Genomic DNA, 19770 nt, shown 5'->3' on the forward strand with positions numbered 1-19770 from the left:
TGTCACTTGAACCCTTCGATGATGTACTGCGCCATGCAATCGGTGATGGGGGAGGGTGACTGACCGCCACGTACCAGCATGACGTTGGCCAGCGGCAATTCAGGCAAGCCTTCGGCTTCGCCGAGTACCCGCAGATTGCCGCTAATCAAGCTCTGCAACTGCGCGGTCACCGCCAGCCCTGCGGTGACCACGGCAAAAATGGCCGACAGGCTGGGGCTTGTGTAGGCCACCCGGTAGTCGATGCCCTGGGTTTCCAGTGCGTTACAGGTCCAGGCGCGGCAGAAGCACTCGGTGTTGAACAATGCCAATGGCATGGGGCGCTGCTCGTGTGGGCAGAAGCCCTCGGCCGCAGCCCATACCAGCCGCTCCTGGCGCAGCAGTTGGCCGATTTCGTTGCCGGGCTCACGGGTGACGATGGTCAGGTCCAGGTCCTTGCGCAGCATCAACTGGCGTGAGGTGTCGCAGTGCACTTCCACCTGGACCAAGGGGTAGGCCTTGGCAAAACTGGACAAAATGCTCGGCAGAAAACGCATGGCGTAGTCGTCCGGCGTACCGATACGCACCAGACCCACCATGTGCGGCATGCGCAGGGTGTTGAAGACCTCACCGTGCAACTTGAGAATGCGCCGGGCATACCCCAGCAATACCTGTCCTTCGGCGGTCAGACGCACTTGCCGCCCCTCGCGTTCGAACAAGGGCCGTTGAAGGATATCTTCTTCCAGGCGCTTCATCTGCATGCTGACGGCCGATTGGGTGCGGTTGACCACCTCACCGGCACGGGTAAAGCCGCCTTGCTCGGCGATGGCAACAAAGGTACGCAGCACGTCGGCGTCGAGACTCTGGTACTGGGACATTGCATCAATCTCCGAGATGCATGGCATCAGAAACATTCGTTGGATTGATCTTAATCGGCGCGTGAGACTGAAGCCATCGATAACGGAGGGCTTCACGATGAAAGGTACGATCAGCCGCGCAGAGGCTTCAGTTGTGTCGTCAAGGGCGTTGTGGCAAGCGACCTGGGGGCGCGTGATCCGGTGGTTGGAGCTGCACCGCCAGCGCCAGCAGCTTGCCAGCCTGAGCGACGCCATGCTCCACGACCTGGGCTTGAGCAGGGCCGATACGCATCAGGAAAGCGAGCGGCACTTCTGGGACGACCCGCTGTGCAAGTGAGCGCAGCGAGGTCCCTGCCTTGCCTTTTTCGGAGCGCCGCTTAGCGGCGCACCTGCTTCAGTGTCTCGGCGATCAGGAACGCCAGTTCCAGCGACTGGTCGGCGTTCATCCGCGGGTCGCAGTGGGTATGGTAGCGATCCGACAAGGCGTCCTCGGTGATCGGGCGGGCCCCACCGATGCACTCGGTGACGTTCTGCCCGGTCATCTCGATATGAATACCACCTGCGTGGCTGCCTTCGGCCTGGTGAACCTGGAAGAACTGCTTCACCTCGTCCAGGATCTGGGCGAAGTCGCGGGTCTTGTAGCCGCTGCTGGCCTTGATGGTATTGCCATGCATCGGGTCCGAACTCCACAGCACCTTACGGCCCTCGCGCTCGACCGTGCGGATCAGCCCCGGCAAATGGTCCCCGACCTTGCCCGCGCCCATGCGCGCGATCAGGTTCAGGCGCCCTGGGTCGTTGCTGGGGTTGAGGATGTCGATCAGGCGGATGAGCGCCTCCGGGTCCATGCTCGGGCCCACCTTGACCCCGATCGGATTGTGCACCCCACGCAAGAACTCCACGTGTGCGCCGTCGAGCTGACGTGTGCGATCGCCAATCCAGAGCATGTGCGCGGAGCAGTCGTAGTAGTCGCCAGTCAGGCTGTCCTGGCGCACGAAGGCCTGTTCGTAGTTGAGCAGCAGGGCTTCGTGGGCCGTGAAGAAGCTGGTCTCGCGCAGCTGGGGTGCGCTGTCCAGGCCACAGGCGCGCATGAACGCCAGGGTCTCGTCGATGCGGTTGGCCAACTGGTGGTATTTGTCGGCCAGCGCCGAATTGGCGATGAAGTCCAGGTTCCACTTGTGCACCTGGTGCAGGTCGGCGAAGCCGCCTTGCGCGAAAGCGCGCAGCAGGTTCAGGCTGGCCGTGGACTGGTGATAGGCCTGCAGCAGGCGCTCGGGGTCGGGGATGCGGCTTTTGGCATCGAAGCCGATACCGTTGACGATGTCGCCACGGTAGGCGGGCAAGGTAACGCCGCCCAGGGTCTCGTCACCGGCCGAGCGAGGCTTGGCGAACTGCCCGGCCATGCGCCCTACCTTGACCACAGGACAGCCGGCGGCAAAGGTCATGACAATGGCCATTTGCAGCAGCACCTTGAAGGTGTCGCGAATCTTGGCCGCGGAAAATTCCGCGAAGCTCTCGGCACAGTCGCCACCTTGCAAGAGAAACGCCCGGCCTTCGGTCACCTCGGCGAACTGACGCCGCAACTCGCGGGCTTCGCCAGCGAACACCAACGGCGGGTAACTGGCCAGGGTTTGCTCGACCTTGTGCAGGTGCGCAGCGTCAGGGTAGACGGGTTGTTGCTGGATCGGCAGGGCACGCCAGCTGTCAGGGCTCCACGTTTGGGTCATTTCAGGCTCGGTCATGTAGGTTGCAGGCTGGCAGCCATGGTAACAGCTGGCACCGTGCTTGTTGCAGCACGGGTGTTGACGGACAATGCAGCTTTTGCGGGGGTGATTTGCACATGGTGGCGCAACGGCAGGAGCGGTTGCTGGCACGCGTGGAGGATGCCTTTGGCGTCATCAGCGTGTACGAGGTGGATGATTACCGTTTCCTCGAATTCGGCGACGCCATCGAGCAGAGCTGCGTGTTCACGGCAGACCCCAGCTGGCTGGAGTACGATTACACCCGCGCCATGCTGGTAGGGGCGCTTTGCCATGAACAGCCGGAAAGTGCGCTGTTCCTGGGGCTGGGCGCCGGAACCCTGACCCAAGCTTGCATGAAGTTTCTGCCCCTCGAAGACATCGAGGCCATCGAGCTGCGCCCGGATGTGCCACGCCTGGCCATGGAGCACCTTGGCCTGGATGATGACCCGCGGTTATATGTGCGCATCGGCGATGCGGTCGAATTGCTGCCGACTGCGGAAACGACCGACTTGTTGTTCGTCGACCTTTATACCGACCATGGGCCTGGCGTCGGGCATTTGGCTTGGAATTTTCTGGAGGGCTGCCAGCAACGCCTCAACCCCGGTGGTTGGCTGGTGATCAACCAGTGGGCCACTGACGAGGGCAAGCCGCTTGGGGCGGCATTGCTGCGCGGGTTGTACCACCGCCATTACTGGGAATTACCGGTCAAGGAGGGCAACGTGATCGTGCTGGTGCCAGCCGACCTGGAGCAGACCCTCGACATGGCGGGGCTGCGGGCGCGGGCCGAGGCCCTGGCGCCATGCCTGGGGTATAGCCTGGACGGGTTGATCAAGGACATTCGGCCGGCCAGTTGAGCCGCAGGGATGGGATGAAATTGCAGGGGGCCGTTGCGCGGCCCCGCGCGCCATACAGAGGGCTTCGGTGGTTTGACCGCAGCGTTCCAGTCACTTGGCGATAACCAAAACACCCCCCCCCTGCAGGTGTAAAAGATGTATCGTTTCAGCCGCTGCCCACCGACAGCGCCCTCAAACCCCGCGGCCTGAAAAAATTCCTCCCGCCCCGTTCGATTTCAGGTATAGTACGCGCCGGTCTTTTAGCGGGCCTCAAAAATCAGGCGGTGCAAATCCTCCGAGTCCAGCTTCGGCTGCACGTCCGCTAGGCGGACCTTCCCAAGTATCTTTTTCAATCGTTTTCGCAAATCCCCGCCGCCAAAGCTGCCTGGGTGACCTGTCGGTCTTTCATGGCTTGTGCAGCTTTGGAGCATGGGTCTTTGCGGATGCACTCTAGAGGCAGACCCATGACCCAGGAAATCGCCGGCTTCGCCGCTCTCGATCTCAATCCGAACATTGTTGCCGCTGTCGTGGCCACCGGCTATGAAGAGCCGTCGGCCATTCAGCAGCAATCGATCCCGATCATCCTCGCCGGTCACGACATGATCGGCCAGGCGCAGACAGGCACCGGCAAGACCGCTGCCTTCGCTCTGCCGATCCTCAACAAGATCGATGTGAGCAAGCGCGAGCCGCAAGCCCTGATCCTGGCACCAACCCGTGAGTTGGCGCTGCAAGTTGCAACCGCTTTCGAAACCTACGCCAAGCAGATGCCGGGCGTGAACGTCGTGGCCGTCTACGGTGGTGCCCCGATGGGCCCGCAGCTGCGCGCCATTCGCAACGGCGCGCAAATCGTCGTCGCCACCCCAGGCCGTCTGTGCGACCACTTGCGTCGTGACGAGAAGGTCCTGTCGACCGTGCAGTACCTGGTACTGGACGAAGCCGACGAGATGCTCAAGCTGGGCTTCATGGACGACCTCGAAGTGATCTTCGATGCCATCCCGGCCACGCGTCAGACCGTACTGTTCTCCGCGACCCTGCCGTCGTCGATCCGCTCGATCGCCGAACGTCACCTGCGTGAGCCCAAGCACGTCAAGATCCAGAGCAAGACCCAGACCGTCACCGCGATCGATCAGGCTCACCTGATGGTGCATGCCGACCAGAAGATCCCGGCCGTGCTGCGTCTGCTGGAAGTCGAAGAGTTCGACGCGCTGATCGCCTTCGTGCGCACCAAGCAGGCTACCCTGGACCTGGCTGCCGCGTTGGAAGCCAAGGGGTACAAGGCTGCTGCGCTGAACGGCGACATCGCCCAGAACCAGCGTGAGCGCGTGATCGACTCGCTCAAGGATGGCCGCCTGGACATCGTCGTCGCCACTGACGTCGCTGCCCGTGGCCTGGACGTGCCGCGCATCACCCACGTGTTCAACGTCGACATGCCGTACGATCCCGAGTCCTATGTGCACCGTATTGGCCGTACCGGCCGTGCGGGTCGCGAAGGTCGCGCACTGCTGCTGGTGACGCCGCGTGAGCGCCGCATGCTGCAGGTGATCGAGCGCGTGACGGGTCAGAAAGTCGCCGAAGCGCGCCTGCCCAACGGCCAGGCGGTGCTCGATGCCCGTATCAAGAAGCTGACCAATAGCCTGGCGCCGCTGGTTGCCGAAGCCGAAGCCACCCACGGCGAGCTGTTCGACCGCCTGACCGTCGACCTGGGCTGCAGCGCTCGCGCGCTGGCTTCTGCCCTGCTGCGCAAGGCCACCAATGGCCAAGCCCTGGACCTGGCAGCGGTAGAACGCGAACAGCCCCTGGTGCCAAGCTTCGCCCCGCGTGGCGAGCGCACCGAACGTGGCGAGCGCCCGGACCGTGGCGACCGCGAGCGTCGTGCGCCACTGCCGTTGGCAGAAGGCCGCGTACGCTGCCGTACTGCCCTGGGCGCACGTGACGGTATCGCTGCCAAGAACCTGCTGGGCGCGATCCTCAACGAAGGTGGCCTGGCGCGTGATGCCATTGGTCGCATCCAGGTGCGTGATAGCTTCAGCCTGGTCGAGCTGCCGGAAGACGGCCTCGAGAAGCTGCTGACCAAGCTCAAGGACACTCGCGTCGCTGGCAAGCAGCTCAAGCTGCGTCGCTACCGCGAAGATTGATCCTCAAGCAATAAAACATCCCCGGCCTAGGTCGGGGATTTTTTTTGCAAGCCATCAGGCGCGACCTAACCGAACCGGTAGATATCCATCCCCAGCGCGCCCAAGGTGAAGCCCTGGTGCACCACGTCAAAAGCCCCACCCGCGCCTAGGGCAAAGAACAGCGGCAGCAGATGCTCATCGCTGGGGTGATTGCGCACGGCAAACGGCGCCTGCGCCCTGTAGTCGAGCAGGGCCTGGCAGTCGTTGGCCTGCAACGTCTCTACCATCCAGTTTCTGAAGGCCAGCGCCCACGGCGCCATCCTGTCCGGCCCAGCCTGCCAGTCCAGTTCACCAAGGTTGTGCGTGATACTGCCAGAGCCAATCAGCAGGACACCTTCTTCGCGCAGCCCGGCCAGGGCCTGGCCAATGCGTAGCTGCCCCGTGGGGCCCAAATGGCTGGGCAAGGACACCTGCACCAGCGGGACCTGTGCCTGCGGATACATCAGCGATAAGGGCACCCAGGCGCCATGATCGAAGGGGCGCTCGGTGTCTGGGTCAGCTGGCAGCCCGGCCGCCTGCAAACGATCACAGATACGTTGCGCCAGGTGCGGATCGCCCGGTGCTGGGTACTGCACCGCATACAGCGCCGCAGGAAAGCCAGCAAAGTCATGCCAGGTCGCCGGCCTCGCGCCGCTCGTCACTGCCAGGTCGCGGCTTTCCCAATGGGCCGATACCACGACAATCGCACGTGGCGTAGGCAGCTGTTGAGCCAACTGCGCCAGTGCAGGCCCGCTGGCGCCGGGCTGCAATGCCAACATGGGTGAGCCGTGGGAGATGAACAAGCTAGGCAGCATGGCAGGGTCCTGAGGGTTAAGATGCTCGCATCTTCGGCCAAGGCTTGATCGAATCCAAATCAAGTTATGGCTGGGAACCATCGAATAATCGGGAGGAAACATGGAACCGGCATTCTGGCAGCAGCGGTGGGCCGACAACCAGATTGGCTTTCATCAAGCCCAGGTGAACCCCTACCTGCAGGCCTATTGGCCTGGCTTGCATCTGGCAGCCAACAGCAAGGTCCTGGTGCCCTTGTGCGGCAAGAGCCTGGACGTACTGTGGCTGGCCGGGCAGGGACACCGGGTGATGGGTGTCGAGTTGTCTCGTCGGGCAGTGGAAGACTTCTTCCGTGAGCAGGGGCTCCAGGCACAGGTCTCGCACACAGGCGCATTCGAGATCTGGGGTCATGGGCCTATTGAGCTTTGGTGCGGCGATTTCTTCGCGCTGACGAGCGGCGACGTGGGTGACTGTACCGCGCTCTACGACCGAGCGGCCTTGATTGCCTTGCCCTCGGCGATGCGGGAGCGGTATGTCCGAGCGCTGTCGGGCTTGTTGCCTGCTGGCACCAAGGGGCTGGTGGTGACCTTGGACTATGACCAGGCGCTGGTGCCCGGGCCGCCGTTTTCGGTGAGCGACGACGCGTTGCGGCAGGGGTTCACCGGCTGGCAAGTGGATGAGCTCGAAGCGGTGCAGATGATCGAGCAGAGCCCGAAGTTCGTGCAGGCGGGGGCTTCGAGCTTGTGGGAGAGGGTCTATCGGGTCAGCCATTGAGGTCTGCACCCCGCCTTGTGATTAACAGGCGCTCATAAAAAAAGGCGACCGAAGTCGCCTTTTTGCAGGGTGGGGTGGATCAACCGCGGCGGCGCAGGGCGTCGATGCGGTCTTCCAGTGGCGGGTGGCTCATCAGCAGGCCGGCCAGGCCCTGCTTGAGGCCCCCATTGATGCCGAAGGCCTTGAGCGTGTCGGGCATGTGAACCGGCAAACCCTGTTCCACACGCAGGCGCTGCAAGGCGCCGATCATGGCCGAGGTGCCGGCCAGGCGAGCGCCGGCTTCGTCTGCGCGATACTCGCGGCGGCGCGAGAACCACATGACGATGATGCTGGCCAGGATGCCCAGTATCAGTTCTGCCACGATGGTCGCGACGTAATAGGCGATACCTTGGCCTTCCTCGTTCTTGAAGATGACCTTGTCGACGAAGTTGCCGATGATCCGGGCGAAGAACATCACGAAGGTGTTCACCACGCCCTGGACCAGCGCCAGGGTGACCATGTCGCCGTTGGCAACGTGGCCGATCTCGTGCGCCAGCACGGCGCGCACTTCATCGGGCGAAAAACGCTCCAGCAGGCCTTGAGAGACCGCCACCAGTGCATCGTTACGGTTCCAGCCGGTGGCAAAGGCGTTGGCTTCATAGGCCGGGAAAATACCCACTTCCGGCATCTTGATGCCAGCCTCGCGGGACAGCTCCTCGACCGTTTGCAGCAGCCACTGCTCGTGCCGGGTACGCGGCTGGCTGATGATCTGGGTACCGGTGCTCATCTTCGCCATCCACTTGGAGATGAACAGCGAAACCAGCGAGCCGGCAAAACCGAACACCGCACAGAACACGAGCAGGCTGCCAAGGTCCAGGTCGACCCCGTTGGCAGCCATGAACCCGTTGAAACCGAACAGGCTCAGGGTAATGCTTGCAACCAGCACCACCGCAAGGTTGGTGGCCACAAACAACAGAATGCGCATCATGGTTGTTACGTTCTCCTGACGGATGAATTGTCGCTTACTGCGGGGTATATAAGGGGCCTGCCGCCGGGATTCAATCGACGGACTATTTCAAACTGTGTAAGCCGCAGTATGGCAGAGGAGGGGAAGCCGGCTGTGGGATAGAGCATTGCAGGATGTAAGAAACATGCTACAGCGCGCGCAGGGCCGTCCTTTTCCTGAGGCGGCCCTGCCAGCGCTCACAGCTGCAACCAGAGTGTCGGCCCTCTGTGAGCGCCAGCGGCGCGTGTGCTTACTGCGAATAGGTCCTGAGGAAATTGCCGATCCGCCCGATGGCCGCTTCCAGGTCATCTACGCGGGGCAGCGTCACTACGCGGAAATGGTCCGGCCAAGGCCAGTTGAACGCAGTGCCCTGGACGATGAGCAGTTTCTCGGACAGCAGCAGGTCCAAGGCGAATTTCTCGTCGTTGAGGATCGGGCAGACCTTCGGGTCGATCCTCGGGAACGCATACAGCGCGCCCATGGGCTTGACGCAGCTCACCCCGGGGATGTCGTTGAGCAGCTCGAAGGTGCGGTTGCGCTGTTCTAGCAAGCGCCCCGGTGGCAGCACCAGGTCGTTGATGCTCTGGTAACCACCCAGTGCGGTCTGAATGGCATGCTGGGCCGGCACGTTGGCGCACAGGCGCATGTTGGCCAGCATGTCGATGCCTTCGATGTAACTCAGGGCATGATGCTTGGGCCCGGAAATGATCAACCAGCCGGAGCGAAAGCCTGCCACGCGGTAGGATTTGGACAGGCCGTTGAAGGTCAGGCACAGCAGGTCCGGTGCCAGGGAGGCCGTGCTGATGTGCACCGCTTCGTCATAAAGAATCTTGTCGTAGATTTCGTCGGAGAACACCACCAGGTTGTGCTGGCGAGCGAGCTCCAGCATGCCCCGCAACAGCGCTGTGGAATACACCGCGCCCGTTGGGTTGTTGGGGTTGATGATGACCAGTGCCTTGGTGTTGGGGGTGATCTTGGCCTTGATGTCCTCCAGGTCGGGGAACCAGTCGGCCTGCTCGTCGCACAGGTAGTGCACCGGTTTGCCGCCGGCCAGGCTTACGGCTGCCGTCCACAGGGGGTAGTCGGGGGCGGGGATGAGCACCTCGTCACCGTTGTTGAGCAGGGCCTGCATCGACATGACGATCAACTCGGACACGCCGTTGCCCAGGTAGATATCTTCGATGCCGACGCCTTCGATGCCCTTTTGCTGGCAGTACTGCATCACCGCCTTGCGTGCGCTGAACAGGCCTTTGGAATCGCTGTAGCCCTGCGCGGTAGGGAGGTTGCGGATCACGTCCTGCAGAATTTCATCGGGCGCCTCGAAACCGAACGGCGCCGGGTTGCCGATGTTCAGCTTGAGGATGCGGTGGCCTTCCTCTTCCAGACGCTTGGCGTGCTTGAGCACAGGGCCGCGAATGTCGTAGCAAACATTGGCGAGCTTGTTCGATTTGCTGAACTGCATGATGGAATCCCGATTGAGAAAACGCGCTATGCCCGGCCGAAAGGTTTGTAAGGGCACAAAGCGGGTGCGAGACTGAACGCCTTGCACACGAAGCCAACTAATATACGTGCCACCCGCGCCCCGGAAAAGACGGCGCAGGGTGAAATTGAGCCTGCCGAGGGAGCCCCATGCAAAAGATCGAGAAAACCCTGGAACAGTGGCGGTCGATGCTCGACCCCGAGCAATACCAGGTGTGCCGTCTGAAAGGCACCGAGCGGCCGTTCAGCGGCAAGTACAACAGCGAGCGCCGCGACGGCATCTATCACTGCATCTGCTGCGGTCTGGCGTTGTTCGATGCCCAGACCAAGTTCGATTCGGGCTGTGGTTGGCCAAGCTTCTACGCCCCCATCGAGGATAGCGCGATGATCGAGATCCGCGACACCTCCCACGGCATGATCCGCACCGAGGTGACCTGTGCCCGCTGCGATGCTCACCTTGGCCACGTGTTCCCCGACGGGCCACCACCGACCGGGCTGCGCTACTGCATCAACTCGGTGTGCATCGACTTGCGCCCTCGTGACTGACCGGAGCTCGAACATGGCCGCATCGCTGCTGGATATTCCCTGTGTCACCCTTGCAGGCGAACACAAGAAGCTGGGCGACTTCCCAGGCAAGGCCGTGCTGGTGGTCAACACCGCCAGCCAGTGCGGCTTCACGCCGCAATACGCCGGGTTGGAACAGCTGTGGCAGAGGTACCGTGATCGCGGGCTGGTGGTGCTGGGCTTTCCCTGCAATCAGTTCGGCAAGCAGGAGCCTGGCGAGGCGCGTGACATCGCGCAGTTCTGCCAGCGCAATTTCGGCGTGAGCTTTGCGCTGTTTCGCAAGGTGGAGGTCAACGGCCCAGGCACCCACCCCTTGTTCGCCGAGCTCAAGCAGCGGGCGCCTGGCATTCTGGGTAGCCAGAAGATCAAGTGGAACTTCACCAAGTTCCTGCTCGACCCGGCCAGCGGCCAGGTGGTGCGTTATGCACCGACCACCAAGCCGCAGGCCTTGGAGGCGGACATCGAGCGTCTGCTCAGCCGCTGACCGGCACCCAGCGATCGACCACGGCCAGCAGGTCCTCGCGCCGGAACGGCTTGGCCAGGTAATCGTCCATACCGGCGGCTCGGCAGCGGTCGCGCTCCTCGGGCATCGCATTGGCGGTGAGCGCGACAATGGGCAGCCCTGGCCAATGGCCGCGCTCACGGATGCGCCGGGTGGCCTCGTAGCCATCCATCACCGGCATGTTGCAGTCCATCAGCACCAGGTCGAAGGCTTCCTCTTCTAGCCGCGCCAGGGCTTCGACTCCTTGCGTGGCCAATTCCACCTGGCACCCCAGCTTGGCCAGCATGCCTTTGGCCACCAGCTGATTGACGGGGTTGTCCTCCACCAGCAGGATGCGCGCCCGGCCTTTGGCTGTAGCGGGGGGTGGGGTTGCCAGTGGGTGCTCGGCATCGTGTCCTTGCAATACCCGATGCAGCGTCTGGTACAGCGCCCCACGGGTCAGCGGGCGTGCGAGCTGATGCAGGGGGGCCATGGCCAAGGCCTGTTCGCTGGGCAGGAAGTTGCCGTAGGCAGTGACGAGCAGGATGGGTACCTGCGAAACCCTGCGCACCTCGGGCAGCGCCTGCACATCGTCGAGTATCAGCAGGTCGGTTGCGCCTGCTACGGTGTCAATGCCGTCGTGCCGTGCATACGCCAGGCCCAAGGCCGGTAACAGGCCAAGCATCAGCTCATGCAGGCCGCTGCCCGCTGCGGTCAGTGCAGCCACGCTGGCGTGCAAAGGCTCGGGTGTATCGGCCTTGGCGCAGGCGTTGAGGGGGAGTTCTGCAGTGAAACGGCTGCCAAAACCGGGCTGGGACCGAATATGCAGATGCCCATGCATGGCCTTGCACAGGTTACGGGTCAGGGCCAGTCCCAGGCCGGTACCGCCGTACTGACGCGTGATGCCTGCGCCAGCCTGGGTGAAGGGCTGGAAGATACGCGCTTGCGCTTCTTCCGGGATGCCGATGCCGGTATCCCGGACTTCCAGGCGCACGCCGCCGATCATCGGCTCAAGCCTGACGTCCACCCGTCCGAAGCGGGTGAATTTCAACGCGTTGGACAACAGGTTGCCGACGATCTGGCGCACCCGCGTAGGGTCGCCCAATACGCTTGCCGGAAAGTCATGGGCAATCAGGCAAGTCAGTTCGACCCCCTGGGCCACGTTCTGCGACAGCAGGCTAGCGGTGTCCTCGACCAGGGTCGCCATGTCGAAGGGGATTCGTTCTAGCTCGAGCTGGCCTGCATCGAATTTCGACAGATCGAGGATATCGTTGAGCAGTTCGACCAGGACTTTCCCGGAGTCGTGTGCAATGGTCAGCTGCTGGCGCTGCTCACCTGGCAGCGGGTTGTCCAGCGCCAGGGCGATCATGCCGAGCATCCCATTGAGGGGCGTACGGATCTCGTGGCTCATGTTGGCCAGGAACGCAGCCCGTGCATGGGCCATGTCCAGCGCCCGACGCCGGGCTTGCTCAAGCTCTTGGTTGGTCAGGCTGAGGTTGTCGTTGCTCGCCTTGAGTTCATCGGTACGGGCCGCAACGATGTTTTCCAGCTCGTTGAGGTACTGGGTGAGCCGATTCTCGGCCGTACGGCGCTGCTCGATCTCGGTGGACATGCTGACGAACTGCTGGTTGGCCACTTTCACCAGCACGCCGATTTCATCGTGCTCATGACCGGGCGGGCATTGCAGTCGTCCCTGCAGGGGCTTGCGCGCATCGCCGCCGCTCAGCGCACCGATCACCGTGACCAACGGCTTGGTCAGCATCATGTAGAACAGGGCCAGCAACAGGCCTGTCAGCACCAGGCTGCGGGCAAAGCCGTTGAGCAGGGTGAGGCCGGCGCGGTCGAGAAAGCGCCGGCCGAAGGGGTAGGTGTCCACGTCCAGGTACAGCGTGCCCAGGTACTCGTCGGGCATGTGGGTGAGAAACAGGGGGTCGCGCAGTTGACGGTGATCGCCGAACAGAAAGTCGCTGATCGGCCTGTAACGGTCTTCGAGTCGCGGCCGTTCCACGTCTGCCAGCACCGTCTCGTTGTTGTCGATCAACCGCGCGCGCACGATGGCAGGCGACTCCAGCAGCCCCCGTGTCAGTTCCAGTGCCAGCTCCGAGTCGATGTTGTAGGCGATGCGCGAGGCCGGGTTGTGGCTGATTTGCAGCAGCGCACGCACTTCGCGGTTGATCGAGGCGTCTTCGCTGGCATAATCGATGCCGATCTGGACAAGACTGAGCAATGTTCCCAGGATGAAGCCAACCAGGACTGTCAACCGGGCTTGCTTGTATGACAGGCGATTGGTGAACTTGATATCCATGAGTCCCGAGCCGGTTCCACATTCCTTGCGCTGCGCAAGCATAGCCGATCGATCGCGGCTGCTGGCGGGTCTGTCACATTTTCAGCCCTGATCAGGCTGAGCGCCTGGGCTGGCCGTTTGATTGCTCAATCGCCTTGTACGCCATGGCACGGTGCTACGTGCCGTCGTGACTTTACTAGGCGGTTCTAGGATAACGGGCCACCCGCCAACCCGAATTCGACTGTGTAGGAGTCGTCATGGACGCCCGCTTGATTACTTTTCTGGACCGCGCCGAAACGGTGCTGGCCCGTCTCGAGCCGCTGCTGCCGGCAGCGCGTCCCGAGATAGACTGGTCCGCGACCCTGGCTGCCCGTTGGCAGCGCGATGGCCGCAGTGGCTACCTGATGCCGCTTGAGGTCAGCCTGGATATCCGCCTGAGCGACCTGATCGGTGTCGACCAGCAACGTGACCAGCTTGGCCGCAACACCCATCAGTTCATCAGTGGCCTGCCTGCCAACCACGCGTTGCTGTGGGGCTCGCGGGGCACAGGCAAGTCCTCGCTGGTGCGTGCGCTGCTGGCCGAGCACGCCGCAGCGGGGCTGCGCTTGATCGAGATCGAGCGCGACCATTTGGCCGACCTGCCGCGGGTGGTGGAGCAACTGCAGAAATTGCCGCAGCGCTTCATCCTGTTCTGCGACGACCTGTCGTTCGAGGCGGGGGAGGGCGACTACCGGGTACTCAAGAGCGTGCTCGATGGCTCGCTTGAGCAGGCCCCGGATAACGTCCTGTTGTACGCCACATCCAACCGCCGCCACCTGGTACCAGAAAAACAGAGCGACAACGAAAACTGGCAGATGGTCGATGGCGAGTTGCACCCCAATGAGGCCGTGGAAGACAAGATCGCCTTGTCCGACCGCTTTGGGTTGTGGCTGTCCTTCTACCCGTTCAGCCAGGAGCACTTCCTCGATGTGGTCGAGCACTGGATCGGCCAGCTCGCGCGCCCGGCCGGGCTGCGCTGGCAGCGTGACGAAGCCCTGGACATACTCGCCGTGCGCTGGGCTACCGGCCGCGGCAATCGTAATGGCCGATGTGCCTATCAGTTCGCCCGCTATTGGGTCGGGCTGCAATTGCTGGAGCAAACCCGATGATCGATCTCAATGCCAGTGGTGCTGGCCTGGACGGCTACGCCTTGCTGGCGGCGCAAGTACAGGCGCTGTTCGCCGACGAGCGTGACTTCACCGCCAACGCCGCGCAATTCTCGGCTTTTGTCTATCACCAGATCGAAGACCTGAACTGGGCGGGGTTTTACATCAATCGCGATGAACAGCTGGTACTCGGCCCGTTCCAGGGCCAGGTGGCCTGCGTGCGCATTCCCTTTGGCAAAGGGGTGTGCGGCACCGCAGCAGCCACGCGCCAAACCCAGCGGGTAGAAGACGTGCACGCCTTTGCCGGGCACATTGCCTGCGACAGCGCGTCCAACAGCGAGCTGGTGATTCCACTGATCAAGGCGGGCAGGCTGGTGGGCGTGCTGGATCTGGACAGCCCCACGATCGGGCGTTTCAGTGAAGCCGATCAGGCAGGGCTTGAGCAGCTGGTGGCGATTTTTCTGGAACTGACTGACTGCTGATCGCCCTTGAGCACGTATCGACGGCGCGCCTGCGCCGCCGGTACGAGCACCCGGTTCAGTCGTACATCGCCTTCTTCTTCCAGGTCTCTTCGTCGTCGGTTTTCAAGCCTTCGGTCAGCTCGTTATCTTCGTCCTCGGTCGGCGCCAGCTGATCCAGCACTTGGGCATTCACCCGCGCCAGCAGTTTTTCAAGATACGTCAGCTGCTCTTCGTAGACCTTGGGCTCCGGTTGCTTGCGCAGGTACTGCACGCCCCGTTCGAACGCCAGGCGAGCCTGGCCGGGCTGCTCGTTCTGCAAGGCCTGTTGGCCGAGGTTGTTGAAGAACTCGATGTGCAGCAATACCAGGATGTGGCGGATTTCCTTGAGCCAGTGCTTGGCTTCCAGAGCAGGTAGAAAGCCTTCTTGCGCGGCGCGGGTGATCTGGTTGTGCAAGGCTTCGAGCAGAAACCGCACGTCCTTGGCCTTGGCTTCGGTCAGGATCGGGCTGGGTGGGTTGTTGACCGGTATCTGCTCGCCTTTGGCGATCAGCGCTTCAACTTCGGCGATGCGCGCCTTGATGTCGGCATTGTGCTTGTCCAGGGCAAGCTGACGCTGGTTGACGTTCAGCTCCAGCCGGGTCAGCAGCAATTTCAGCCCAGGGGTCATGTACTGGCCGGGGAAGGTTTCACTGATTTCGCCACAGCGACGCAGGCGATCGGCCAGTTCTATCTTCAATCGAGCGCGCTCGAGCTTGCCGTTCTCGACCACGTTATTGAGGTAGCCAATCAGAATCAGCAGTGCGATACCCGCCACGACGAGCAGGGTGATCAGAAGTGGTGTCACCGTGAATGCCTCATGAAATGGATTGCATCATTGAGTGTAGGGGCGAGGTTGCGTAAACCCTGACAGCCTGTGTTCATTATCGGCCGCATGCCCAGTGGCTGAATGCTGGCATATTTACGCTGCGCTGACGTCAGAAATTCAGCTCGGGCTTCGTTTAGCGCCTGCGCAAGCTGGGGCGGCAGGGCGGGAAGTCATTGATTTAAATAAATTTCTACAAAAGGGTTGACGGCCTATCCATCCCTCCATAGAATGCGCGCCACTTGCAGCGTAAAGCACACAGCAGAACGCAGCAGGGAGTGAAAGCAGGCAGCAATGCCAGCAGCGTGTCCCCTTCGTCTAGTGGCCTAGGACACCGCCCTTTCACGGCGGTAACAGGGGTTCGAGTCCCCTAGGGGACGCCATATTGCGGGAATAGCTCAGTTGGTAGAGCACGACCTTGCCAAGGTCGGGGTCGCGAGTTCGAGTCTCGTTTCCCGCTCCAGTTTCTCCGGCAGTGCCTCGCGGCGCGGCAGGAAAAGAAAATCCAGTCTGGATCGTGAGGTTCATGTACTGGTGCACTGAAAAGTGTTGTGTGTCCCCTTCGTCTAGTGGCCTAGGACACCGCCCTTTCACGGCGGTAACAGGGGTTCGAGTCCCCTAGGGGACGCCATTGCGGGAATAGCTCAGTTGGTAGAGCACGACCTTGCCAAGGTCGGGGTCGCGAGTTCGAGTCTCGTTTCCCGCTCCAGTTTGAATACTGTGGCGTCTATGCGGTGCAGTGGTGGTGAAGGTCGTATCGGCGCTTCACGCCAAGGGTTGTAAAGCTTCACTTTGCGGGAATAGCTCAGTTGGTAGAGCACGACCTTGCCAAGGTCGGGGTCGCGAGTTCGAGTCTCGTTTCCCGCTCCAAATATCGGTCTACAGCATCCTTTGGGCTCGTAGATTATCGAAAAAAGACGCTTCGGCGTCTTTTTTCGTTTCAGTGCAGCCTGCCTGAGTCCATCAAAAGCCACGAATGCTAAGTACGTTTTTGAGTATAGCGATTGTGGGTATTTGGCCTAGCGCATTGATGGCGGGGCGGGGCTAGGGCGCTGGCATCAATGTACGTCTACTCGGTCTTGCGAGACATGAAGATGTGCGCGCGCCATTGATCGACACCGCTGTCCGCCAGGCGTAATCCACTGGCAAGCACCGCACCCCCACAAGCACCAATGGGCCGGCACTGTTCGTGTGTGCCAGGCAGGGGCACCTCGTTTCTATTGGCTGGGCAAGCGAGCCAAGATCTTGATGACATTGGCCCCAAGCGTGAGTGGCAAAGGTACCGAGGTTCGCGTATCCGGCAAATTGCCGGGTTGACTCAGCGATGGACGCTGCCGTGTGAGGCACTGGCTATCAAGCTTGCCCCGCACGCAGTCTTCATGCCGTCGAGCGCGACGGGCACGCCGTTAACGCGGTAGGTGCCACTACCCTCGATGATGGGGAATTCGCCCTTGCATAGCGGGCAGAACACCATGTTGCTTTTGCCGGCCATAGGTTTGCCGTTGAGGTTAGTGTGAGGGATGGAACTAACAACTGTTCCCCCGTGGTCGGTCATGTCGCCGAGTCGAACTATTTTCTTCATTGTGGTTAAGTTCCTGTTTGTTGAGGGGGCTGAATCCGGTGTTTGGTTTTAATTCGTGAGCTCGCTTTTACGTCTAAGTAAAAAATTTACGGGTAGGTGTTGAGGTAATCGTGGGGCCTAGGTTTTAGGTGGGCTTAATAAAGTATCACTTGAGGGTTTGGGGTTGTCGGGAGTTTAATGCCTTGTCTTGGGGGCGCCTCCTGAAATTGCCAAAATATGGGGCTGCTGAGTTTTCTCTTAAAACGGTCTGGGTATGCAGGGCTGAAGAACGCAATATCCTCTCTGTCGTCGCATCCTAGTTAATTGGGGGTGTTTTTAAAAGCTCGCCAGTCTATAGGTTGCACCTGTGGACTGGCGAAAATAAAAATCAGTCTTTTGTCGTCAGTCCTTCAAGAGGAATTCCTTCTGAGATAATAACTTCGTTTTTGCATGGTGTAGGTGCTCGATCAAAAAGCGAGCGATACAATAAATCTAAATACTCTGGCTTGTTCTTGACTTCGTCAAGAGGTACTTCGTGTGGCACTAGTTGGCGCCAATATTTTTCATGATTGCACGTGGATATAATGTATTCGAGGCAGTCGGAGATATTTGATTTGGTTTTAGGGCCAAATTGCTCAAGCGTTAGGCGCATTAGTCGGAACAGGGTAGCCCTATCTTTGTTTTCATTTATTTGAAATGCGCTAAGCTCATCATCCGTCATCGAGATTAAAGGGTAATATAGGTAGTGGATGTAACTAATATTAACTGTTTTCATGGGAGTTTTGGATATGCTGTTAAGATGTTGTTGTTTCTCCGGACTATTACAGCAGTCGCTGTTTCTTGTCGGCTCCCGCCGCCTGCCCGGTATCCTTCACCAATTATACGATTCATGTTGAGAATTGCACTATTGCTGCCATTGGTGTTCATTTGTGCATTTCCACGTTGAATTGCGTCCAGTTGGTCAATATTGCTTAAGAATCGTGTGGAGTCTGTCGGTTTTGGATTTTTTATACATGGGCAATCTGGCGGTATGTCCGTGATCGCCCTATGCTCTTGTTGAGATAGAGTGGTGCCTGCGCCGTGTCGAGAGTTTGCGTGCCCGCCTCCTTTGCTATCAATGTTCTGAAGTATAGCTCCTGCTCGTCGATTTGCTTTATTGCCTGCTAGTCCGAGCGGATCTACCCATGAAAGAGGGTTGGCGCCGTAGGAATAAGTATTAAGTCCGCCAATGAAGCCAATCGGGTCTTTTGCAGTAAAACGGCCTGCCTCGGGACCGTAATAGCGATAGCGGTTGTAATGAAGACCAGTTTCAACGTCGAAGTACTGGCCTTGGAAGCGTATGGCATTGTCGATCTTGAGCAGCTCGGTGTTGTTACTTCGCTTTTCATCAGTAAATCCCCACGCTTTATAGGTTCCGCTCCATGCAATATTGCCGTCCTCATCCGTCATTTCCATGGGCGTACCGAGCTGATCGCACTGGTACCAGGGAAACGTGCCTACCAGCGTTGGATTTGGCTTGTGCAGCCATACTGGATCTCGATCAATGTCGTAGTGGTCGCCGTAGGTAGGTTGTGGTAACAAATCGAGCGTCGAATTGATCACCGCCTGCGCCACGGGAACGAATGTCTCAGGTTCAAACACGTAGTGGGTGGTACTACCACCCCGTTCCTCCCGGTCACGACACTCCGTTGCGAGCGTGTCACCTTCCCAGGTGAACCAGGTGAACCCACAGCCCAGTTCTTCATCCCGCTGCCGTCGAGCGTTTTCGTTCCATATCGGACCTGCCTGCGGGCGATCCCTGTACTTGGAGCGAGAGTTCTTGTAGAGACGACGGCCAAGTGCGTCATACGCGAAATCGACAATCAGCCGGTCATCTTCGTACCTTCGTAGCCGGTTGTAGAGGTCCCAGGTGAAGTGGCCTGCTTTGCCATTCTCGATTCGCTCCAGCAGGTTGCCGCGCTCGTCGTAGCGATACTGTGTCCCGCAGTAGCTGCGCAGTATGTTGTCGCGGATCTTGCGTGGTGAATGCGGATTAGGCCCAGGTGGTGCCTGAGGGTCGAGCAGGTTGCTCGCTGGGTCAAAGGCAAAAAGCTCCTTGTCATAGTTGAGCCTGGCTTCGAGCAGCCGCCCCACGGGATCGTATCGGTATCGGAGGTCCCCGCGATTCAGGTCATTGATATGAGTGAGCTGGCCAGCCTCGTCGTACCGATAGCTGCGCATGGCGATGCGCTTGGTAGCGCCGTGGTGTGCCAATGTCTGTTCGAGCAATTGGCCGTTCGGAGTCCAAGTCTGGCGTTGTACCAGGCCATTGCCCTGCTCCCGGCCAATTTCCCGATGCAGATCATCGCGTTGGTAGTTGAGCAGTTCACGGTCGTCAAATTTCAGCCCCAGCAGATGACCGCTTCCATAGGTCAGCCAGCTGACCCGGTGGCCGTCAGGCCGGGTGGTGGCGATGCGCAGATTAAGCGCGTCGTATTCATGGGTGAACACCGCGACCTTCGGCTGCTGCATGTAGTTGAAGTGCTGGTGTTCACGGGTGTTGTTACCCGCCGCGTCATAGAACCACTGCAGCTTGCAGGCTTGGTTCTCGGCGAGTAGCAAGCGGCCATTGCCGTCATAGGCGAAGGTTTCGGTTTCCCAAACTTTGCCACCGCGTTCGCCCGCGCTGCTCTCGACCAGACGGCCCATTGGGTCGTATTCGAAGTGGGTGATACGGTCACCATCGAGGCGCCTGGTTGGTAAGTCACTGCTGTTGTCGTAGAGATAGTCGATAGCCTCCTTGTCGAAGCCCGTCTCTCTGATCAAGCGACCCACGGGGTCGTAC

Annotated in this window: 17 protein-coding genes and 5 tRNA genes; 13 read left to right on the plus strand and 9 right to left on the minus strand. The window is 60.5% G+C overall.

What is annotated here, in order from left to right:
* Positions 1-2: 2 nt before the first annotated feature.
* A complete protein-coding gene (locus PFU01S_RS20345) occupies positions 3-854 on the minus strand; it encodes a LysR substrate-binding domain-containing protein (protein ID WP_027914321.1) in 852 nt (283 codons plus the stop codon).
* 97 nt (positions 855-951) lie between these two features.
* Here PFU01S_RS20345 and PFU01S_RS20350 point away from each other — a divergent pair, with 97 nt between their 5' ends.
* The gene (locus tag PFU01S_RS20350) at positions 952-1170 is read left to right on the plus strand and encodes a DUF1127 domain-containing protein (RefSeq protein ID WP_027914322.1); all 219 of its coding nucleotides are present in this window, start codon (positions 952-954) and stop codon (positions 1168-1170) included.
* Positions 1171-1210: 40 nt separating this feature from the next.
* On the opposite strand, the gene PFU01S_RS20355 is transcribed toward PFU01S_RS20350, so the two are convergent.
* The gene (locus PFU01S_RS20355; protein WP_027914323.1) at positions 1211-2557 is read right to left on the minus strand and encodes a class II 3-deoxy-7-phosphoheptulonate synthase; all 1347 of its coding nucleotides are present in this window, start codon (positions 2555-2557) and stop codon (positions 1211-1213) included.
* Between the two features lie 113 nt (positions 2558-2670).
* Here PFU01S_RS20355 and PFU01S_RS20360 point away from each other — a divergent pair, with 113 nt between their 5' ends.
* Positions 2671-3426: a spermidine synthase gene (locus PFU01S_RS20360; protein ID WP_028687850.1), complete on the plus strand. Its 756-nt coding sequence runs from the start codon at positions 2671-2673 to the stop codon at positions 3424-3426.
* Positions 3427-3869: 443 nt separating this feature from the next.
* On the plus strand, positions 3870-5540 hold the full coding sequence (locus PFU01S_RS20365; RefSeq protein ID WP_028687851.1) for a DEAD/DEAH box helicase: 1671 nt from the start codon (positions 3870-3872) through the stop codon (positions 5538-5540).
* Between the two features lie 65 nt (positions 5541-5605).
* On the opposite strand, the gene PFU01S_RS20370 is transcribed toward PFU01S_RS20365, so the two are convergent.
* On the minus strand, positions 5606-6373 hold the full coding sequence (locus PFU01S_RS20370; RefSeq protein WP_027914326.1) for a DODA-type extradiol aromatic ring-opening family dioxygenase: 768 nt from the start codon (positions 6371-6373) through the stop codon (positions 5606-5608).
* A gap of 100 nt (positions 6374-6473) precedes the next feature.
* Between PFU01S_RS20370 and PFU01S_RS20375 the strand changes: the two genes are divergently transcribed.
* Positions 6474-7124: a thiopurine S-methyltransferase gene (locus PFU01S_RS20375; RefSeq protein ID WP_028687852.1), complete on the plus strand. Its 651-nt coding sequence runs from the start codon at positions 6474-6476 to the stop codon at positions 7122-7124.
* Positions 7125-7203: 79 nt separating this feature from the next.
* Here the strand turns inward: PFU01S_RS20375 and htpX are convergent, their stop codons facing one another.
* Both htpX and PFU01S_RS20385 read right to left on the minus strand, forming a co-directional pair.
* Positions 7204-8091: a protease HtpX gene (htpX, locus tag PFU01S_RS20380; protein ID WP_023535364.1), complete on the minus strand. Its 888-nt coding sequence runs from the start codon at positions 8089-8091 to the stop codon at positions 7204-7206.
* Positions 8092-8359: 268 nt separating this feature from the next.
* Positions 8360-9571, minus strand: a complete 1212-nt coding sequence (locus PFU01S_RS20385) for a pyridoxal phosphate-dependent aminotransferase (RefSeq protein ID WP_027914328.1) — start codon at positions 9569-9571, stop codon at positions 8360-8362.
* 167 nt (positions 9572-9738) lie between these two features.
* Between PFU01S_RS20385 and msrB the strand changes: the two genes are divergently transcribed.
* Both msrB and PFU01S_RS20395 read left to right on the plus strand, forming a co-directional pair.
* On the plus strand, positions 9739-10134 hold the full coding sequence (gene msrB / locus PFU01S_RS20390; RefSeq protein WP_025338187.1) for a peptide-methionine (R)-S-oxide reductase MsrB: 396 nt from the start codon (positions 9739-9741) through the stop codon (positions 10132-10134).
* Positions 10135-10147: 13 nt separating this feature from the next.
* A complete protein-coding gene (locus PFU01S_RS20395) occupies positions 10148-10636 on the plus strand; it encodes a glutathione peroxidase (RefSeq protein ID WP_028687853.1) in 489 nt (162 codons plus the stop codon).
* On the opposite strand, the gene PFU01S_RS20400 is transcribed toward PFU01S_RS20395, so the two are convergent.
* Positions 10626-12980, minus strand: coding sequence for a response regulator (locus tag PFU01S_RS20400; RefSeq protein ID WP_027914330.1), 2355 nt, complete (start codon positions 12978-12980; stop codon positions 10626-10628). The two genes, PFU01S_RS20395 and PFU01S_RS20400, sit on opposite strands and share 11 nt — an antisense overlap.
* A 194-nt stretch (positions 12981-13174) precedes the next feature.
* Here PFU01S_RS20400 and PFU01S_RS20405 point away from each other — a divergent pair, with 194 nt between their 5' ends.
* Both PFU01S_RS20405 and PFU01S_RS20410 read left to right on the plus strand, forming a co-directional pair.
* Positions 13175-14065 (plus strand): ATP-binding protein, encoded by an 891-nt coding sequence (locus tag PFU01S_RS20405; protein ID WP_028687854.1) that lies wholly within the window; start codon positions 13175-13177, stop codon positions 14063-14065.
* Complete coding sequence (locus PFU01S_RS20410) at positions 14062-14544, plus strand: free L-methionine (R)-S-oxide reductase MsrC (protein ID WP_027914332.1); 483 nt, start codon at positions 14062-14064, stop codon at positions 14542-14544. Before PFU01S_RS20405 ends, PFU01S_RS20410 begins: the two co-directional genes overlap by 4 nt.
* 55 nt (positions 14545-14599) lie before the next feature.
* Here PFU01S_RS20410 and PFU01S_RS20415 read toward each other — a convergent pair whose 3' ends face one another.
* A complete protein-coding gene (locus tag PFU01S_RS20415) occupies positions 14600-15367 on the minus strand; it encodes a hypothetical protein (RefSeq protein ID WP_028687855.1) in 768 nt (255 codons plus the stop codon).
* A gap of 325 nt (positions 15368-15692) precedes the next feature.
* Here PFU01S_RS20415 and PFU01S_RS20420 point away from each other — a divergent pair.
* The 5 genes from PFU01S_RS20420 (at position 15693) to PFU01S_RS20440 (ending at position 16255) form a co-directional block, all read left to right on the plus strand.
* A tRNA-Glu gene (locus tag PFU01S_RS20420) sits at positions 15693-15768 on the plus strand.
* A gap of 4 nt (positions 15769-15772) precedes the next feature.
* Positions 15773-15848 (plus strand) — tRNA-Gly (locus PFU01S_RS20425).
* Positions 15849-15940: 92 nt separating this feature from the next.
* Positions 15941-16016, plus strand: a tRNA-Glu gene (locus PFU01S_RS20430).
* Between the two features lie 2 nt (positions 16017-16018).
* Positions 16019-16094 (plus strand) — tRNA-Gly (locus PFU01S_RS20435).
* Between the two features lie 85 nt (positions 16095-16179).
* A tRNA-Gly gene (locus tag PFU01S_RS20440) sits at positions 16180-16255 on the plus strand.
* A gap of 448 nt (positions 16256-16703) precedes the next feature.
* Here the strand turns inward: PFU01S_RS20440 and PFU01S_RS20445 are convergent.
* Together PFU01S_RS20445 and PFU01S_RS20450 are read right to left on the minus strand one after the other, a co-directional pair.
* Positions 16704-16967 carry a PAAR domain-containing protein gene (locus PFU01S_RS20445; protein ID WP_028687856.1) on the minus strand — a complete coding sequence of 88 codons (264 nt, stop codon included), beginning with the start codon at positions 16965-16967 and terminating at the stop codon, positions 16704-16706.
* A 750-nt stretch (positions 16968-17717) separates the two neighbouring features.
* Positions 17718-19770, minus strand: a 2053-nt coding sequence (locus PFU01S_RS20450; RefSeq protein ID WP_042139867.1) for an RHS repeat-associated core domain-containing protein, incomplete at its 5' end; no start/stop codon positions are given.

It is taken from the genome of Pseudomonas fulva NBRC 16637 = DSM 17717 (genome assembly GCF_000730565.1).
Lineage (GTDB): Bacteria > Pseudomonadota > Gammaproteobacteria > Pseudomonadales > Pseudomonadaceae > Aquipseudomonas > Aquipseudomonas fulva.

What these genes read in the sequence shown, in the direction of transcription:
- PFU01S_RS20345 (WP_027914321.1), bottom strand. Translation starts at nt 854, where the DNA reads ATGTCCCAGTACCAGAGTCTCGACGCCGACGTGCTGCGTACCTTTGTT.
- PFU01S_RS20350 (WP_027914322.1), top strand. Translation starts at nt 952, where the DNA reads ATGAAAGGTACGATCAGCCGCGCAGAGGCTTCAGTTGTGTCGTCAAGG.
- PFU01S_RS20355 (WP_027914323.1), bottom strand. Translation starts at nt 2,557, where the DNA reads ATGACCCAAACGTGGAGCCCTGACAGCTGGCGTGCCCTGCCGATCCAG.
- PFU01S_RS20360 (WP_028687850.1), top strand. Translation starts at nt 2,671, where the DNA reads ATGGTGGCGCAACGGCAGGAGCGGTTGCTGGCACGCGTGGAGGATGCC.
- PFU01S_RS20365 (WP_028687851.1), top strand. Translation starts at nt 3,870, where the DNA reads ATGACCCAGGAAATCGCCGGCTTCGCCGCTCTCGATCTCAATCCGAAC.
- PFU01S_RS20370 (WP_027914326.1), bottom strand. Translation starts at nt 6,373, where the DNA reads ATGCTGCCTAGCTTGTTCATCTCCCACGGCTCACCCATGTTGGCATTG.
- PFU01S_RS20375 (WP_028687852.1), top strand. Translation starts at nt 6,474, where the DNA reads ATGGAACCGGCATTCTGGCAGCAGCGGTGGGCCGACAACCAGATTGGC.
- htpX (WP_023535364.1), bottom strand. Translation starts at nt 8,091, where the DNA reads ATGATGCGCATTCTGTTGTTTGTGGCCACCAACCTTGCGGTGGTGCTG.
- PFU01S_RS20385 (WP_027914328.1), bottom strand. Translation starts at nt 9,571, where the DNA reads ATGCAGTTCAGCAAATCGAACAAGCTCGCCAATGTTTGCTACGACATT.
- msrB (WP_025338187.1), top strand. Translation starts at nt 9,739, where the DNA reads ATGCAAAAGATCGAGAAAACCCTGGAACAGTGGCGGTCGATGCTCGAC.
- PFU01S_RS20395 (WP_028687853.1), top strand. Translation starts at nt 10,148, where the DNA reads ATGGCCGCATCGCTGCTGGATATTCCCTGTGTCACCCTTGCAGGCGAA.
- PFU01S_RS20400 (WP_027914330.1), bottom strand. Translation starts at nt 12,980, where the DNA reads ATGCTTGCGCAGCGCAAGGAATGTGGAACCGGCTCGGGACTCATGGAT.
- PFU01S_RS20405 (WP_028687854.1), top strand. Translation starts at nt 13,175, where the DNA reads ATGGACGCCCGCTTGATTACTTTTCTGGACCGCGCCGAAACGGTGCTG.
- PFU01S_RS20410 (WP_027914332.1), top strand. Translation starts at nt 14,062, where the DNA reads ATGATCGATCTCAATGCCAGTGGTGCTGGCCTGGACGGCTACGCCTTG.
- PFU01S_RS20445 (WP_028687856.1), bottom strand. Translation starts at nt 16,967, where the DNA reads ATGAAGAAAATAGTTCGACTCGGCGACATGACCGACCACGGGGGAACA.